Source organism: Haemophilus sp. CCUG 60358, assembly GCF_001679485.1.
GTDB lineage: Bacteria > Pseudomonadota > Gammaproteobacteria > Enterobacterales > Pasteurellaceae > Haemophilus_D.
On the sequence record NZ_LZOZ01000001.1, the window covers coordinates 119,544 to 136,882 of the forward strand.

Sequence of the window (17,339 nt, forward strand, 5' to 3'; positions counted from 1 at the left end):
ATGGCTAGTGCAAAAGGAGTGGGGGGAATGCACTAGCCAGTAGAGTGTCTGTCATAACACAAGTTTACTATCTAAAACGAGATTCATTATATATTTAATTATATAAAGATCAAGAAAAAAATAAGGAAAATTTTCCTTATTTTTCGATATGTCGTTTTAGCATTCAAAAACAGATGAAAAATCAACCGCGCTTATGAGTATAAACTTGGCTCATCTTCAGTTGGACGGGTTTTAAATCGACGATGTAGCCACATGTATTGTTCAACACCTTTTAAGATTTCTTTTTCCACGACTTTATTCATTCTTGCAGCAATTGCAGTTTCATCTGAAAGATCAGAAAAATCCACAGGTGGAGAAATACTGACCGTATAGCCTGAACCATCTTTATTACGTAATGGGGCAAAAGGTACGACTTTGCAATTTGGCGCGGATTTAAGTAGATAATAACTGCCCGTCGTGGTTGCTGCTTCTTGTACAGCAAAGAAAGGTACAAATACGGCATTTTTTCTGCCGTAATCATGATCAGGGGCATACCAAATGGTTTCACCTTTGCGTAAAGCTTTGAACATTCCACGTAGATCTTTTCGGTTCAGCATATCTTTATTTGAACGTAAGCGACCTTTAATTTGTAACCAGTCCAGTACAGGATTGTCATTTGGACGATAAACACCTATTCCAGGATGATGTAAGCCCACAATACGCGCGCCTAACTCAAGAGTGAGGAAATGAACACCCACAAAAATAATGCCGTCTTGAGCATTTTCTTTTAAATAATTTAAGCCTTCAACCTTTGACCATTTTTTAATGCGCGCATCAGACCAAAACCACGCCATGCCGGTTTCAATAATCGCCATACCAACAGCACGCAAGTTTTCTTGCAAAATGGCTTCACGTTCTTGCTCGGGCATTTCTGGGAAGCAGAGCTCAAGATTTCGGCGAGCAATCGCGGCACGACGTTTTCCCACTTTTAATTTTGAGAAAAGCCAGCCTAAGCCATTGCCGATATGACGTAGAATTGGATAGGGAAGTAACAAAAGGCTTCGCCAAATCGCCACACCAAGCCAAAATCCCCAGTATTTAGGGGCTAGAAAGTGCGGTTGAAATTGAGGGAGTTTTTCGTTTTTCATAATTCTTTTCTGGTTAGTTCGGCGTGTAGTTTATCGCAAATTTGAGTTGTGGTAAAATTGCGCTAAATTTTTATTATTCCAACAGAGAGATTTCAAAATGGCTCAATATTCTGCCAATTTTAATCAAGCGAAAGTATTAGTGTTAGGCGATGTCATGCTTGACCGTTACTGGTTTGGTGCGACTAATCGTATTTCGCCGGAAGCACCAGTTCCTGTGGTTCGTGTACAAGATAATGAAGAGCGTGCAGGTGGTGCAGCAAACGTGGCAATGAATATTGCTTCTCTTAATGTACCTGTGCAAATTTTAGGTTTAATTGGTCAAGATGAAACAGGCACAGCCTTAACCAATTTATTACAACATCAAAAAATTGACTGTAATTTTGTGGCATTGGATACTCACCCAACCATTACAAAATTACGTATTTTGTCTCGTCATCAACAATTACTTCGTTTGGATTTTGAAGAAGATTTCCAAAATGTGGAATGTTATGAGTTGCTTGCAAAATTAGAAGCGGAAGTGAAAAACTTTGGTGCGTTAGTGCTTTCTGATTATGGTAAAGGCACGTTAAAAGATGTGCAAAAAATGATTCAAATTGCACGTAAAGCAAACGTACCAGTCTTGATCGATCCAAAAGGCACAGATTTTGAGCGTTATCGTGGTGCGACTTTACTGACGCCAAATATGTCAGAGTTTGAAGCGGTGGTAGGTAAGTGTGATTCTGAAGAAGAAATCATTGAGAAAGGCTTAAAATTAATTTCAGACATCGAATTGACCGCACTTTTAGTGACCCGTTCTGAAAAAGGCATGACACTACTTCGTCCAAATCAAGAGCCATTCCACTTACCAACCGTTGCCAAAGAAGTATTCGATGTAACAGGTGCGGGCGATACGGTAATCAGTGTTCTAGCAACCGCACTTGCAGATGGACGTTCTTTTGAAGAATCTTGCTATTTAGCTAATGTGGCGGCAGGTATTGTGGTCGGTAAATTGGGTACATCAACGGTTTCTACTGTGGAATTAGAGAATGCAATCCATGGCCGTTCTGAAACCGGTTTCGGTATTATGTCAGAAAGCCAATTAAAAACTGCAGTATCTCATGCTAAAGCGCGCGGTGAGAAAATTGTGATGACAAACGGTTGTTTCGATATTCTTCATCCAGGCCATGTGTCTTATTTAGAAAATGCTCGCAAACTTGGCGATCGTTTAATTGTTGCCGTGAATACGGATGATTCAGTCAAACGCTTAAAAGGTGAAAGTCGCCCAATTAACAATCTTAATGCACGTATGGCAGTATTGGCTGGTTTAGCTTCAGTGGATTGGGTGGTCTCTTTTGATGAAGATACACCACAACGTTTAATCGGCGATATTTTACCGGATTTATTGGTAAAAGGCGGCGATTACAAACCAGAAGAGATTGCAGGCAGTAAAGAAGTGTGGGCGAACGGCGGCGATGTTCGCGTATTGAATTTCGAAAATGGCTGTTCAACCACAAACGTGATTGAGAAAATTAAAGCGCTGAAAGATTAATGACTTTATAAAAACAATACGGGCAACCTGTTTTACAAGTTGCCCGTTTTTTATTTTAGAATTTATATCGGATATTGCCGAAATAAACACGACCTTCTTCTGGGTAGCCCGCTTGATAGTAGTAGTTTTTATCAAAGAGGTTTGATACCCCTGCTTCTAAACTTAATCCTGAAATAGGTTCATAGATCAATTTTGCATTGCTGTTTCCAAAACCAGAGAGTTTCACAGTATCACCGCCATCTAAATAATAACGCCCATGTTCCGCTTCTTGGCTCACATAAAGTGAAAGGTTTGGTAACATTTTCCAATCGACAAATGCAAAGAATTTATGTTTTGGCACATTCTTCACAATAGTGTTTTGTGTTTTATTTTTTGCATGGGTATAGGTGTAGTTTGCCCCTAACGTTAAATTATCTGTTGCAAAAAGATTAACCGCTAATTCAGCACCTTTAAAGGCTTCTTTGCCTACATTTTGATATTGATTGAGTTTTTTGCTAATCGCAACTTCTTCAATGGCATCTTTTACTTCAGAATAGAAAAGTGCGCTATCCACTCTTAACCAATCTCCAAAGGTATGCATATAACTAGCTTCGTAATGATAAGCGGTTTCTGGGCTTAAGAATGGATTCGGCTCAGTACGACCAAATCGGCGAGAATAACGTTCTTTCATGGTAGCAAAACGTGTTTTCTTCGCAAAACTTAGTGCAAATTCATCATGTTCAGAGAAATGATGGGCAAGTTTGATTTGATAATTAAAGGCGTGTTTATTACCAATATCAAACGGGCAAATCGCATTTTTTTGGTGAGTTGAGACACATTGCTTTTCAAACTTCTCTGCACGGCTGGCATCGCGTTTATCGTAGCTGATACCGGTAATCAGTGACGTTTGCTCATTAAAACGATGAGTATTTTCTAAACCAAAGCTGTAGGTACGATCTTTATCTACTGCGGTTGGTTCATCATCATTATGTTCGCGATGTACGTCATATTTAATGATGGTAGAGAATTTTAAGCGGTCTTTTGAGGTTAAATCCCCGCCTAAATCAAAGCCAGCACCGTAGGAATAGTCACGGTAATAGCTATTAAAGCTTGATTTTTTCTTTTGAGTGCTGAATGTGGTATCATCAAAAGCACGTAGGTCATTTTTAAAGGTATCGTAAAATGCTTTCGTGTTTAGCGTGAGATTGTGGACGCTAAATTCAGTATGGGAAAGGAAATAGATACTGTCTTTATCCCACATCGGCCAGCGCCAATAGCGTTCAAAACTATCAGATCCAGAATAGAAAGGTGATTCTTTGGTGCCTTTTTGTGTGGAGAACGCCAGTGCGTATTCATCATGCTCATTTGGCGTATAAGCGACTTTCAAACTTAATTTTTTATCACGTTGTTTAGAATTTTCGGCTCGACCGCCATCATCGCCTTTTGGATTGATTTGTTGATAATGATGAGAGAGTTGTAAGCCTTGTTTTTCAACAAAAGAACCACTTATTTGCGCATAGAATAGTTCTTGTTTAGTGCCTAAATTAAAATCTGTTTTATTGGTTGCTGTGCCGCCATTTTTACCGTGTGAAAAGCCATAGCCAATAGAACCTTCGAAAGGTTGAGTTGGTTTTTTAGAAATTAAATTCACTGCACCACCCATCGTATTGGCGCCATAAAGCACAGAGCTTGCGCCTTTAGAAATATCAATACGAGATAAATCAAAGGTGGTAAAACGACCTAAGTCCATTTCGCCATCATAAGGGACATAAACCGGAATACCATCCATAAATACCGGTACGCGGCGAGCATTAAAACCACGTACTAATAAATTGTATTCGTTGCGTGCGCCGCCATGTTCGACAAACACTCCCGATGTGCTTTTTGCTACATCAGACACCCGATCTTGGTTATTTTTTTGTAATTCAGCCTGGTCAATACGAGCGGTGCTGAGATCACTCGATTTTTCACCGATGACCGATGACTTCAATTTGACCAAGGGTAAATACATTTTCGGCATAAGCAGGCAAGTAAGCCAAACTAATGGCGATGCAAAGCAGTTTCTTTTCCATTGGAACATCCTTTTAGGTTGGGGTTGAAACGTAACTTCAATGCAATGGTGATCGCGGCGAAAATTTTCTCATCATTATGGGGGAAATTTTCTCGTAAAGTGCGGTTAGAATCGCTGAAGTTTATTTTTCCGTTAGCTAATTCTGTGAGTAAAATCGAAGGGGTAAGTTGAAGTTGCTCCGCAATTTGTAGAATTGAAAAGTGCTCAAACGTCATGATCAAACGGTCTAAATTGCAATAGGTGGGATAGCGACTATGCGTCACCAAATCGTTAAATTGTTGCACAATTTTGACCGCTTTATTTTTACGATTGAAGAAGTGTAAAGCTACGCCCAAAATAAACAGTAAAGCAGAACCTAAATGCAACTGAAAGATGCCTTGAATGGGCCACTGGAAGTAAATCCCTAAGCCGCTGAACAATATCCCTGCTAATCCTGCAATGAGCATGCAAAGCAAGCAAAACTTATAAATCACATCCCATTTCATTTTTTCACCTTTAGCTATGAATAATAAATATTATATAATTAAAAATATAACGATGTTATTCTAACAAAATTTATTTGTTATGTTAAAGAATATATAACGTTAAAATTAAGTTGTATCAGTTGAATGGCTAAAAGAGGGAGAAAACATGAAAAAATGGATAACCATTGTACTTTCAGTCTGTGTAGGAACTGCAGCATTAGCAACCGAGGAAGTGTCTTATTTGGGAGGGGAATTACCTCCTCCAGCTAAAATTGAAAAAGTCTTAAGTGCAGGTAATCCAGCCGATGTATTATTGCTTTCAAGTGCACCGAATAAATTGCTGGGATTGGCAGGATTTAATATGGAAAAACGCGGAAAACTGTTTCCTGCAGCACTGCAATCTTTACCAACCTTAGGGAAAATAGCTGGAAAAGGCAGCACGCTCTCGCCAGAGAAAATTGTGGCATTACAACCGAATTTAATTATTGATGTGGGTAATGTCACGCCAAACTATATCGATCAAGCAAAACGTACTTTTGAACAAACGGGCGTGCCTTATTTATTGTTAGATGGCAAACTCAGTGAAACACCGACTACCTTACGTTATTTAGGCAAAATATTAGGTGCAGAGAACTTAACTGAACCTCAGGCTAAGTATGCAGAAGAAACACTTAAACAAGCGGTCGACAATGCCTCTAAATTTACCAAAACCTTCTATTTAGCTCGTAGTGCAGATGGCTTACAAACAGGACAAAAAGGTTCGATTCATACGGAAGCCATTGAAATCGTCGGTTTAAAAAACGTGGTAGAAGGCGATCATAAAGGGCTCACACAGGTTTCGATGGAGCAGCTTTTATTATGGAATCCTGATGTGATTTTTAGCCAATATCCTGAGTTTTTGCAAACCTTAAAAGATAATCCGCAATGGCAACAATTAAGTGCGGTCAAAAATGGACACGTTTTTTTAATTCCGAATAATCCATTCGGTTGGTTAGATTCGCCACCTAGTGTGAATCGTTTGCTTGGAGTACGTTGGGTCTCTCATTTAGTCAGCGGTAAACCTATTGCTGAATTTGCAAAAGAAGTACAAACGTTTTATCACTTGTTCTATCAGATTGAATTAACCGCAGAACAAGCGGCTCAATTGCTACATGATGTGAAATAGCTATGCCGTATTTTGTTCAGCGTAACCCGAAAGTATTTTTTACTTCGCTGGTGATTTTGCTAGTCGGCACCATTTTGCTCTCGTTGAATGTGGGCAAATTTCCGATTTCGCCACTTCAACTTGGGCAAGCAATTCGTTGTGTATTTGAAACCGAATGTCAAACCCCATCTTCCGTTGAAACGGTGCTTTGGTATATTCGCACACCACGTATTTTAGTGGCTTGTTTGGTGGGAGCAGCGCTGGCTGCAGCGGGGGCGACTTATCAGGGGATGTTTAAAAATCCGTTGGTTTCTCCTGATATCTTAGGTGTTTCAAGCGGCGCAGGACTAGGTGCATCACTGGCAATTTTCTACAATTTACCGATGTTTTATGTGCAGCTTTTTGCCTTTACTGGCGGTATCTTGGCGGTGCTGTGTGTTTCCATGGTCGGATCAAGAAGCCGTAATCAAGATCCCATTTTGGTCTTAGTGCTTTCAGGGATTGCTATCGGTTCATTACTTGGCGCAGGTATTTCACTGTTAAAAATTTTAGCTGATCCTTTTACCCAGCTACCTTCCATTACTTTTTGGCTCTTAGGCAGTTTTACCGCGGTTGGTGTGAAAGAATTAAGCCAACTAGCCCCAATTTTAATCTTCGGTATTTTGCCGCTTTTCTTATTACGTTGGCGATTAAATCTACTTGCCTTAGAAGAAGATGAAGCCAAAAGCCTTGGTATTCCTATCCAACGTACTCGCTATATTTTGATTATTTTCACTACGCTTTGTACCGCAAGTGCGGTCTCCATTACCGGGATTATTGGCTGGGTTGGCTTGCTCGTGCCTCATATTGCTCGATTATTAGTAGGGGCTAATTTCATTTTATTACTGCCAACATCGTTGTTGCTCGGCGCAAGCTTTTTACTTCTCACGGATACACTTGCTCGCACAGTTGCGAGCATTGAACTCCCAATAGGGATTTTAACCTCCGCTTGTGGTGCACCGTTTTTCCTCTATTTATTGTTGAGAGGGCGAAAATGAATTTAATTGAAACCCAACAACTCAAGATTGGTTATGGCGATAAGCCCCTGCTAGACAAGATCAATTTTGCTTTAAAACCTCAGCAAATTTGCTGTTTACTTGGCGCCAATGGGGCAGGGAAAAGTACTTTCTTAAAAACCTTGCTTGGTTTGCAACCTGCACTCAATGGGCAAATTCTTTTTCAAAATAGACCGCTTGCTACATATTCTGCCGCTGAATTAGCACGTGAAATTGCCTATGTGCCGCAAGCACATGCTCAACTTTTTCCTTTTCTTGTTCAAGATATGGTATTAATGGGGCGTTCTGCTTATTTGAAATGGTATCAAACGCCGAAAGCTGAAGATAAAGATTTTGCCTTTTCAGCCTTAGATGAATTACAAATAACGCACCTTGCCAAACGTTATTACCACGAACTCAGTGGCGGCGAAAAACAACTTGTACTCATTGCACGAGCTATCGCTCAACAGGCGAAATTATTGATTATGGACGAACCGACAGCTAGTCTTGATTTCGGTAATCAAATTCGAGTATTGGAAAAAATTAAGCAACTACAGCATCAAAACATCGCCTTGCTGATTACGACTCACAACCCTCAACAAGCGGCATATTTAGCCGAGAATATTGCTATGCTCGATCAAGAATTTGGTTTTCAGCAAGGTCAAAAAGATGAACTGATGACATTGGAAAACCTCGCCAAAATTTACCGCACTTCAGTTCAGGAATTGCAAAAGCATCTCAACATTTAAGGATAAACTATGATTTATTTCTCAGACAAAGAACTCGATGATCTTTTATTAGAAGATATTTATCGCGGAGACTTAACCACGCGCGCATTAGGAGTGGAAAAAGTCCCAGCAAAAATTGAATTCAAACGTAAAAATGCCGGTGTAGTGGCAGGGATTTCGGTAGCAGAACGATTACTGAAAAAATTAGACATTACTCCACAGATTTATGTGAATGAAGGGGAATCCGTTGAAGCAGGAGCAGTGTTGCTAAGTGCGGTCGATTCTGCGGACAAATTACAGCAGGCATGGAAAGTCGTGCAGCTTGTATTGGAATGGTCTTGTGGCGTGGCACAATACACGGCAGAGATGATTGCTAATGCCAAATCCATTAACCCGAATGCGGTGGTGTCTTGTACCCGTAAAAGTATTCCGAATACCCGAAAACTGGCGACCAATGCGGTGCTGGCTGCCGGTGGACATATCCATCGGCAAGGTGTGAGCGAGACTGTATTGGTTTTCACTAACCACCGTAATTTATTGGCTGAACCGAATAACTGGGTGCATATTGTGGAAACCTTAAAGCGTGAAGCACCAGAAAATAAGATCACTCTCGAAGCAGACAATTTTGCTCAATTCGAACAAATGATTACAGCCTCTCCCGATATTATTCAGCTAGATAAATGGTCGGTTGAAGATGTTAAAACCGCCCTGGATCTCATCAATGCGCAAGGCAAAAATATTACGCTTTCTGTAGCGGGTGGTGTGAATAAAAATAATGTGGCGGATTATGCCAAGCTAGGTATTAATTTGTTTATTACCTCTGCGCCTTATTATGCTGCACCAGAGGATATTAAGGTGGTGATCAGTAAAGCATAGTCGTTTTGCTTAGAACATCTATTGTTTTTTATCTATCGCTATATATTTTGTTGTATAATTCAGATCCGTTTTCATTTTAAGGATAATTTATGAAATTTAATCGCTTATTTGCTGCAGCTTTGTTCGGCATTTTTTCCACATCGGCATTAGCTGATCGTGTTGTAACTGATCAATTGGATCGTCAAGTGACGATTCCCGATCATATTCAGCGTGCTGTAGTATTACAGCATCAAACCCTTAATATTGCCGTGCAATTAGATGCCACTAAACAGATTGTTGGAGTGTTATCAAATTGGAAAAAACAACTGGGGCAAAATTATGTACGTTTAGCGCCGGAATTAGAAAAAATGGCCATGCCAGGCGATTTAAATTCGGTGAATATTGAAAGTTTGTTGGAATTAAAACCGGATGTGGTGTTTGTTACCAACTATGCGCCACCAGAAATGATTAAGCAAATTGCTGATACTGGTATTCCGGTGATTGCCATTTCTCTACGAACTGGCAGCGATAAAGATAAACTTAATCCAACTTTGGCCGATGAAGATAAAGCTTATAACGAAGGCTTAACTCAAGGTATTGAGTTGATCGCCCAAGTATTTGAAAAAGAACAACAAGGCAAAGAATTAGTTAAAGAGGCATTTGCGAATCGTAAAATGTTAGCCGATCGTTTAGGGGCAATTCCTGCAGATAAACGAGTGCGTACCTATATGGCCAACCCGGATTTAAATACCTATGGTTCGGGTAAATATACTGGTTTAATGTTGGAACATGCAGGTGCTTACAACGTTGCGGCAGCGACAGTGAAAGGCTTTAAACAGGTATCTATGGAAAATGTGCTTGAGTGGAATCCAGCAGTGATTTTGGTACAAGATCGTTATCCTAAAGTGGTGTCACAAATTAAAGAAGATGCAGCTTGGGCTAATATTGATGCAGTGAAAAATAACCAAGTATTTTTAATGCCGGAATATGCGAAAGCTTGGGGTTATCCGATGCCAGAAGCCTTAGCATTAGGCGAAGTTTGGTTAGCAAAATCGCTATATCCGCAAAAATTTCAAGATATCGATTTAGATAAAATGGTGAATGACTATTATTTAAAATTCTATCGTCAACCGTATAACAATGGTAAATAAACATTCTAAATTGATGGGCTTATTGCTCATTGTTTTGGTCGCTAGCGCCCTGATTTCTTTAGGAATCGGGCGTTATGCTTTATCCCTAGAGCAGATTTTGCAAATTTTAACGGCAAAATTGACCGCACTTCCTATTGATCCAATCCATCAGCAAGTTATTTTCCAAGTTCGTTTACCGCGTATTTTATCTGCCCTTTGTGTGGGGGCCGGATTAGCCTTAAGCGGCGCCGCATTACAGGGCATTTTTCGTAATCCGTTGGTGGATCCGCATATTATTGGTGTTACCTCAGGTTCAGCATTTGGCGGCACGTTGGCCATTTTTTTTAGTTTGAGTCTGTATGGCTTATTTGCCAGTACGATTTTTTTCGGTTTAAGTACATTAGTACTCGTTTTTTTGTTTAGCGTAAAGTTTGGTCGAAGAAGTTTACTGATGTTAATTTTAATCGGGATGATTTTAAGTGGGCTGTTTTCTGCATTGGTGAGCTTATTGCAGTACGTTTCCGACACTGAAGAAAAATTACCGAGTATCGTGTTTTGGTTGATGGGCAGTTTCGCTACAGCCAATACAGAAAAATGGCTATTTTTCTTAGTCCCTTTTGTGTGTTGTTCGACTTTATTGCTGAAACTTAGTTGGCGCTTAAATTTGCTCTCCTTAGAGGATAAAGAGGCTAAAGCATTAGGTGTGAAAGTTGGACGATTACGCTGGTTGGTTATTGGTCTTAGCGGAACGTTAGTCGCTTGCCAAGTGGCGATTAGTGGCAGTATCGGTTGGGTTGGTTTAATTATTCCGCATATTAGTCGTATGTTGGTCGGTGCTAATCACCAACGTTTACTGCCTTGTACAATGTTAGTTGGTGCTATTTATATGCTGTGGGTGGACAATGCCGCCCGTGCCTTAACCGATAATGAAATTCCAATCAGTATTTTAACCGCACTTATTGGCGCACCTCTGTTTGGTATATTAGTTTATCGTTTAAAACGAAATGGAGCGATGCGTGACTGATTTGATTAAAGTAAGTGAGCTTGCATTTGCTTATGAAAAAAATAACCTGCTTTTTCAACATCTCAATTTTGCTTTACTGGAAGGAGAGATTCTTGCTATTTTAGGACAAAATGGTTGTGGCAAAAGTACCTTGTTAGATCTGTTACTTGGCATTCATCGCCCCTTACAAGGTAATATTCAGCTGAATAACTCAATTGGTTTTGTCCCGCAATTTTTCAGTGCACCTTTTGCCTATTCGGTATTGGATATTGTGCTAATGGGGCGTTCAAACCATATTGCCACCTTTAGTAAGCCCAAACCCAAAGATATTGAAGTGGCTCTACAGGCATTAACGGATTTAGGCTTGCAACATTTAGCTGAACAAGATTTTTCTTCACTTTCAGGAGGGCAGCGCCAGTTGATCTTGATTGCGCGTGCCATTGCATCCGAATGTCGTTTAATGCTGTTGGATGAACCAACTTCAGCACTTGATTTAGCCAATCAGGATGCGGTGTTATCACTTTTAAGACAATTAACGAAAAAGCGCGGCTTGGGAATTATTTTCACCACGCATCAACCTAACCATGCACAAGCGATTGCGGATAAAACACTTTTGTTCAATCGAGATTTTATTCGCTTTGGGCAAACGGATGAAATATTAACTTCTGAAAATCTGACCGCACTCTTTCATTTACCGATGATTGTTGAACAATCGCAATATCAACAGCAACAGTTTAGCCATTTTGTGCCAGTTTATGAGGTGTTGTTAGAAGGAAAGAGAGATGAATAAACTCACTATTTATAGCGCAGGAAGCTTTCGATATGCCTTATTGGAGATTACTGGTGCATTTAAGCAATGTAATGAAGTAGAAATTGAATGTATATTTGGTCCTGCTGGTTTGTTGAAAACGCGCATAATGGAAGGGGGAGTTAGCTGATGTTTTTATTAGTGCGAATTCAGAAAATGTATCGGCATTAGGGAGTCGAGTTTTTCAGCAGCAGGTGCTCACTTATAATCAACTTATGCTTACAACAAAAAATAAGCTAGAATTTCAGCGAGATACCCTTGAGCTACTTTTTGATGATCAATATCGATTAGCTACATCAACGCCGGTTTATGATCCTTGTGGTGATTATACTTGGCAGCTTTTTGACCTCATTGAAAAAGATTATCCAGAACAAGGTAAAAGGTTAAAATCGAAGGCATTGAAATTGGTTGGAGGAACAGAAAATCAAGTTGTTATACCACCAGGTGAAATGGCTTCACATTATCTCTTGAAAAACGATTATGCGGATATGATGTTGGGCTATGCGCATTACCAGACAAGATTAGAAAATGCGGGGATGCTTTGTCATACATTACCATCCGAATATGATATTCGCGCAGAGTATGTCCTCGCTATGCTGAATGATACCGAATTGACGCAACGATTTTATCAATTTTTATTGGGTGAGACCGCACAAGAAATCATTCGAAAGAATGGATTTAAAAATGATTGAACATTTAGGGAGAACAGCGTAATAATTCCTTGCTTTTATTGGCTTCAATCGTTAAAATTCAGGCTCCTTGTCATCGCTGAGTTAGAGATCGGCGAATGATGTATTAATAACACTACCTTTTAGGAGTAAAAAATGTCTCTAAGTACTGAAAAAAAAGCAGCAATCGTTGCTGAATTTGGTCGCGATGCGAAAGATACTGGTTCTTCTGAAGTTCAAATCGCATTATTAACTGCACAAATCAACCACTTACAAGCTCACTTCGCTGAGCACAAAAAAGACCACCATGGTCGTCGTGGTTTATTACGTATGGTTTCTCGTCGTCGTAAACTTTTAGACTACTTAAAACGTACTGATCTTGCTTTATACCAAAGCACTATCGCTCGTTTAGGTTTACGTCGCTAATTTTTATTACGATAGTAAAAATAAAAGCCTTCGGATTACCGAGGGCTTTTTTATTTTCTGCATATTGGAAAATAAAAAAACGGTCAAAAATTTGACCGCTCTTTTTTTAGTTATTAGTTCGCAATGCCTTTATGGCGGAGCAATGCGTCTAATTGAGGTTCACGTCCACGGAAGCGTTTGAATAAGACCATTGGTTCTTCAGAGCCACCACGAGTGAGAATTTCATCCAAGAAGGATTTACCCGTAACTGGATTGAAAATCCCTTCTTCTTCAAAGCGAGAGAAGGCGTCTGCAGATAGCACTTCAGCCCATAGATAGCTGTAATAACCTGCTGCGTAACCGCCAGCAAAGATATGGCTAAAGCTATGTGGTGCTCTTGCCCATTCAACACCTTTAATCACGGCAACTTTATCTTTCACTGCTTTTAAGGTATCAAGCACTTGGTTAGCTTTGCCCACTTCAAAAGTATGATGAAGGGTAAAATCAAACAAGCCAAATTCAAGCTGACGTAACACAAACATGGCTGCTTGGTAGTTTTTCGCTTTGAGAAGTTGATTTAATTTTTCTTCTGGCAATGGTTCGTGCGTTTCAAAGTGACCAGAAATAAAATCAAGCGCTTCTTTTTCCCAACACCAGTTTTCCATAAATTGACTTGGAAGCTCTACCGCATCCCAAGGTACACCATTGATACCCGCAACATCCGGCACATCAACTTTGGTGAGCATATGGTGAATACCATGACCAAATTCGTGGAAGAGAGTGGTGACTTCATCATGGGTGAATAACGCAGGTTTATCCCCAATAGGCGCATTGAAGTTACACGTTAAATAGGCAACCGGTTTTTGAATTGAACCATCGGCATTACGTTTTCTACCAATACAATCATCCATCCATGCACCGCCACGTTTATTTTCGCGTGCATAAAGATCGAGATAGAAACTGCCGCGTACTTCATCGGTTTCATCAATTAAATCAAAGAAACGTACATCTTTGTGCCAAGTATCTACGCCAAAACGTTCAACTGCACGAATATTAAAAATACGTTTAATTAATTCAAATAAACCCGAAATAACGCGATCTTCAGGGAAATAAGGACGAAGTTCTTCATCATTGATCGCATATAAATGTTGTTTTTGTTTTTCGGAATAGAAACTGATATCCCAAGGTGCAAGTTCAGTGACACCAAATTCTTTTTCACAATAAGCTTTGAGTTCAGCTAATTCTTTCTCACCTTGTGCTTTTGAGCGATCTGCAAGGTTATTTAAGAAATCTAACACTTGTTGTGGATTTTCTGCCATTTTGGTGGCAAGTGAGCGTTCAGTATAGGTATTAAAACCTAGCAATTTAGCTAGCTCCACACGTAACGTCATGATTTCTTCAATAATCGCCGTATTATCCCATTTACCGGCATTTGGCCCTTGATCAGAAGCGCGAGTCGCATAAGCTCGATACATTTCTTCGCGTAATGCTGCATTTTCACAATAGGTCATGATTGGCAAATAACTTGGGATTTCTAACGTAAAACGATAGCCTTTTAAGCCTTTACTTTCGGCGGATTGTTTTGCCGCAAGTAATGCGGATTCAGGAAGACCCGCTAATTCACTTTCATCTTCAATGACTTTTTCCCAGCCCATGGTGGCATCGAGTACATTATTACTAAATTGTGAGCTTAATTCAGATAAACGCGCAACAATTTCACCATAACGTTTTTGTTTTTCTTCGGATAAACCGATACCTGAAAGCTCAAAATCACGTAGTGCATTTTCAATGGCTTTCTTTTGTGCGACAGAATAAGTTGAAAATTCAGGGCTATTTTTTAAGGCTAAATAAGCGTTGTATAAGCCTTTGTGTTGGCCTACCCAAGTGCTGTATTCAGAGAGTAGTGGTAAGCAGGTTTGGTACGCATCACGTAATTCAGGGCTGTTTTTAACTGAATTTAAATGGGAGATCGGTGACCAAGCACGACTTAAGTGCTCGCCTGCTTCAGAAAGCGGTTCAATAAAGTTTTCCCAAGTAAAGTGCGGTTGTTTTAGAACTTGTTCAATGGCTTGACGATTTTCTTCGATGAGTTTTTGGATTGCCGGTTGAATATGCTCCGGTTTGATTTGAGAAAACGGAGGTAAGCCTTCAATATGAAGTAATGGATTAGACATAAATATTCCTTTTGCTAATAGTTTCTTTAATAAATTGCGGCAAATTCTATAATATCAAGGTTGAAAAATCTAAAAAATCAGTGATAATTGCGTATCACTTTTATTTAGGGTTTATGATGAACGGCGCTTCCTTTTTTTCTATTATCATTTTTTCTGGCATCATTGCTCTTGCGATCGTTATAGGTGTTGTTTCACTTAAGTTTTTCCCAAAAACTTCTTTAACCAAGGCCATGTATGTTGTTCTTGGATGCATTTCTTTAATATTAGGTGTTATTGGTATTTTTTTACCTATTCTTCCGACAACACCTTTTTTACTGCTTACACTTTATTCTTTTGCGAAAGGTTCTTCTCGTTTAGAACAATGGTTTTTAGGGACTAAGCTTTATCAAAAGCACCTAAAATCCTTTAATGAACGTCGTGCATTGACAAAAAAAGCAAAAATTTCTATTCTAACGTTTTCAACCACAATGCTTTTAATTGGCTTTTATTTTACCCCAAGCATTGTGGGTCGGACGATCATTGCTATTTTAATTGCGGTAAAATATTGGTTCTTTTTCTTTTGGATTAAAACAGAAGACGTTGAAAATGGATAATTCTTTCTTTACTTGGCTTAAAAGTGCGGTCATTTTCGGTATCGTTTTTGGATTGAGTGGTTGTGATAAATTAAACAGTCCTAAATCTACAAACGCGGCAGCAGAAGAGCAACCAACACAAAGTCAGTCTATCGAACAAGAAAATACATCAAAACCGAGTCGAACTTTGCTGACTCGAGCGTTTACTCATCCCCCTTCTTTTGAGCCTTGGTTTGTGCGTTATCCAGAACAAGAAAACTTATTGCGTGATTTATATGAAGGTTTAACCGCTTATGATTCGGAAGGGCGAATCGTGCCGGGTATCGCAGAAAGTTGGCAAACGAAAGATAACAAAACCTGGATCTTTACCTTGCGAGAAGGGCTTCGTTGGTCAAATGGCGATCCTTTAGTTGCTCAGGATGTCATGCTTTCTTGGCAAGCATTATCTCAATCAAATAGTCCATTAAGATCTTATTTGGCTTATCTTAATCTAAAAAATGCGAAAGGCGTTTTAGAAAAAAATAAACCTTTTAAGAGCTTAGGAATTTATGCGGAAAATGACCGCACTTTACGTATTGAGCTTGATAAACCAACACCGTATTTGCCGGAAATGTTGGCGCATATTAGCCTCGTGCCACAATATAGCGATCCTGATTCTCCCGTGACAAACGGGGCTTATATGATCGAAAGTGAAAGTGTGAAAAGCATACACTTAACTAAAAATCCCTATTATTGGCAGAAAAATAATGTGGCTTTTGAGCGTGTAGAATATTTGCCTTTTATCGCCACTAAATTATCTGACTTTGATGTGGTAGTTGATGTACCAGAAGTGAACGCGGACCTTCAACATTTTCCGCAGCTTTGTGGATATTTTTATGAATTTAATCTGAAAGATCCTAAAGTTGCTAAGGCAGATGTGCGTAAGGCGATTGCTTCGTTGGTTTCGGTTACGAATATTGTGAATAATGAGATTCCAGCGGCAATTCCGAGTTCGTATTTTTTACCGAAAGCCATGTTAAATGGACAAGATTCAAGATGGGAGCCTGTTGTTGCCGAGCAGTTATTGGCTCAAAATAAAATTGATGAAAAACATCCGCTACATTTAAATGTGCTCTATGATGATGCCCCCTTGCATGTGAATATTGCGCAACGTTTAGTGGGGCAATTGACGCAATCAGATATGTTGCGTGTAGATGCTCAACCAGTCAATTGGCAAACCTTACAGGCTAAACGTCAAAAAGATGATTTCCAAGTCATTCGTTCAGGCTGGTGTGCGGACTTTAATCACCCGATGGCATTCTTGAGTTTGTTCTATTCTAAAAGTCCCGATAATAAAAATGGTTATGCCAATGCGGAATATGACCAACTTTTTGAGCAAGCATTGAAAAGCTTAAATGAAAAAGAGCGGTCAGAAATTTACTTAAAATTAAGTGAGAAGATCCAACAGGAAAACCTTGCTTTACCGCTTTTCCAATACACCACGCCAGTTTATCTTTCTCCAACTATTATGGGGGCGAAGAAAAATCCAGTGGGCGTCATTTACAGTAAGGATCTATGGCGAAAAGTTGAAAACTAAAGCTGATTAAGAAAGTTGTTCATAATGTGATGAGCAACTTTTTTATTAAATCTAATTAAAAGCGTAAAGTAAC

The 17,339-nt window shown here is 39.5% G+C and carries 16 protein-coding genes and 1 pseudogene; 13 read left to right on the forward strand and 4 right to left on the reverse strand.

Annotation, left to right across the window (positions count from 1 at the left end; all coding sequences use genetic code 11):
- Positions 1-191: 191 nt before the first annotated feature.
- The gene (locus tag A9500_RS00550) at positions 192-1,127 is read right to left on the reverse strand and encodes a Kdo(2)-lipid IV(A) acyltransferase (protein WP_065243509.1); all 936 of its coding nucleotides are present in this window, start codon (positions 1,125-1,127) and stop codon (positions 192-194) included.
- Between the two features lie 97 nt (positions 1,128-1,224).
- On the opposite strand from A9500_RS00550, the gene hldE reads away from it, so the two are divergent.
- On the forward strand, positions 1,225-2,655 hold the full coding sequence (gene hldE / locus A9500_RS00555) for a bifunctional D-glycero-beta-D-manno-heptose-7-phosphate kinase/D-glycero-beta-D-manno-heptose 1-phosphate adenylyltransferase HldE (protein ID WP_065243510.1): 1,431 nt from the start codon (positions 1,225-1,227) through the stop codon (positions 2,653-2,655).
- 55 nt (positions 2,656-2,710) lie between these two features.
- Here the strand turns inward: hldE and A9500_RS00560 are convergent.
- Positions 2,711-4,706 (reverse strand): annotated as a pseudogene (locus A9500_RS00560) (TonB-dependent receptor plug domain-containing protein).
- Complete coding sequence (locus tag A9500_RS00565) at positions 4,675-5,190, reverse strand: MnhB domain-containing protein (protein WP_054418701.1); 516 nt, start codon at positions 5,188-5,190, stop codon at positions 4,675-4,677. Before A9500_RS00565 ends, A9500_RS00560 begins: the two are co-directional and overlap by 32 nt.
- 145 nt (positions 5,191-5,335) lie before the next feature.
- On the opposite strand from A9500_RS00565, the gene A9500_RS00570 reads away from it, so the two are divergent.
- From A9500_RS00570 to rpsO, 10 genes are all read left to right on the forward strand, one after another.
- On the forward strand, positions 5,336-6,334 hold the full coding sequence (locus tag A9500_RS00570) for an iron ABC transporter substrate-binding protein (protein ID WP_065243511.1): 999 nt from the start codon (positions 5,336-5,338) through the stop codon (positions 6,332-6,334).
- Between the two features lie 2 nt (positions 6,335-6,336).
- Entirely contained in the window at positions 6,337-7,350 is a 1,014-nt protein-coding gene (locus tag A9500_RS00575) for an iron ABC transporter permease (RefSeq protein ID WP_065243512.1), read from the forward strand.
- Positions 7,347-8,096, forward strand: coding sequence for an ABC transporter ATP-binding protein (locus tag A9500_RS00580; protein WP_065243513.1), 750 nt, complete (start codon positions 7,347-7,349; stop codon positions 8,094-8,096). Before A9500_RS00575 ends, A9500_RS00580 begins: the two co-directional genes overlap by 4 nt.
- Positions 8,097-8,105: 9 nt before the next feature.
- Complete coding sequence (gene modD, locus A9500_RS00585) at positions 8,106-8,951, forward strand: ModD protein (RefSeq protein ID WP_065243514.1); 846 nt, start codon at positions 8,106-8,108, stop codon at positions 8,949-8,951.
- An 89-nt stretch (positions 8,952-9,040) separates the two neighbouring features.
- Positions 9,041-10,081, forward strand: a complete 1,041-nt coding sequence (locus A9500_RS00590; RefSeq protein ID WP_065243515.1) for an ABC transporter substrate-binding protein — start codon at positions 9,041-9,043, stop codon at positions 10,079-10,081.
- The gene (locus tag A9500_RS00595) at positions 10,071-11,084 is read left to right on the forward strand and encodes an iron ABC transporter permease (RefSeq protein ID WP_065243516.1); all 1,014 of its coding nucleotides are present in this window, start codon (positions 10,071-10,073) and stop codon (positions 11,082-11,084) included. The genes A9500_RS00590 and A9500_RS00595 overlap by 11 nt, the downstream gene beginning before the upstream one ends.
- Positions 11,077-11,853: an ABC transporter ATP-binding protein gene (locus A9500_RS00600; RefSeq protein WP_083180188.1), complete on the forward strand. Its 777-nt coding sequence runs from the start codon at positions 11,077-11,079 to the stop codon at positions 11,851-11,853. The genes A9500_RS00595 and A9500_RS00600 overlap by 8 nt, the downstream gene beginning before the upstream one ends.
- The gene (locus tag A9500_RS10840; protein ID WP_257005654.1) at positions 11,846-12,001 is read left to right on the forward strand and encodes a substrate-binding domain-containing protein; all 156 of its coding nucleotides are present in this window, start codon (positions 11,846-11,848) and stop codon (positions 11,999-12,001) included. The genes A9500_RS00600 and A9500_RS10840 overlap by 8 nt, the downstream gene beginning before the upstream one ends.
- Before the next feature lie 7 nt (positions 12,002-12,008).
- A complete protein-coding gene (locus A9500_RS00605; protein ID WP_257005655.1) occupies positions 12,009-12,563 on the forward strand; it encodes a substrate-binding domain-containing protein in 555 nt (184 codons plus the stop codon).
- Between the two features lie 132 nt (positions 12,564-12,695).
- Positions 12,696-12,965: a 30S ribosomal protein S15 gene (gene rpsO, locus A9500_RS00610; protein WP_005628925.1), complete on the forward strand. Its 270-nt coding sequence runs from the start codon at positions 12,696-12,698 to the stop codon at positions 12,963-12,965.
- 113 nt (positions 12,966-13,078) lie between these two features.
- On the opposite strand, the gene prlC is transcribed toward rpsO, so the two are convergent.
- Positions 13,079-15,118, reverse strand: coding sequence for an oligopeptidase A (gene prlC / locus A9500_RS00615; RefSeq protein ID WP_065243518.1), 2,040 nt, complete (start codon positions 15,116-15,118; stop codon positions 13,079-13,081).
- Between the two features lie 230 nt (positions 15,119-15,348).
- Between prlC and A9500_RS00620 the strand changes: the two genes are divergently transcribed.
- Together A9500_RS00620 and A9500_RS00625 are read left to right on the forward strand one after the other, a co-directional pair.
- Entirely contained in the window at positions 15,349-15,711 is a 363-nt protein-coding gene (locus tag A9500_RS00620) for a YbaN family protein (RefSeq protein WP_065243585.1), read from the forward strand.
- Complete coding sequence (locus tag A9500_RS00625) at positions 15,704-17,266, forward strand: peptide ABC transporter substrate-binding protein (RefSeq protein ID WP_065243519.1); 1,563 nt, start codon at positions 15,704-15,706, stop codon at positions 17,264-17,266. Before A9500_RS00620 ends, A9500_RS00625 begins: the two co-directional genes overlap by 8 nt.
- The last annotated feature ends 73 nt before the right edge of the window (positions 17,267-17,339 follow it).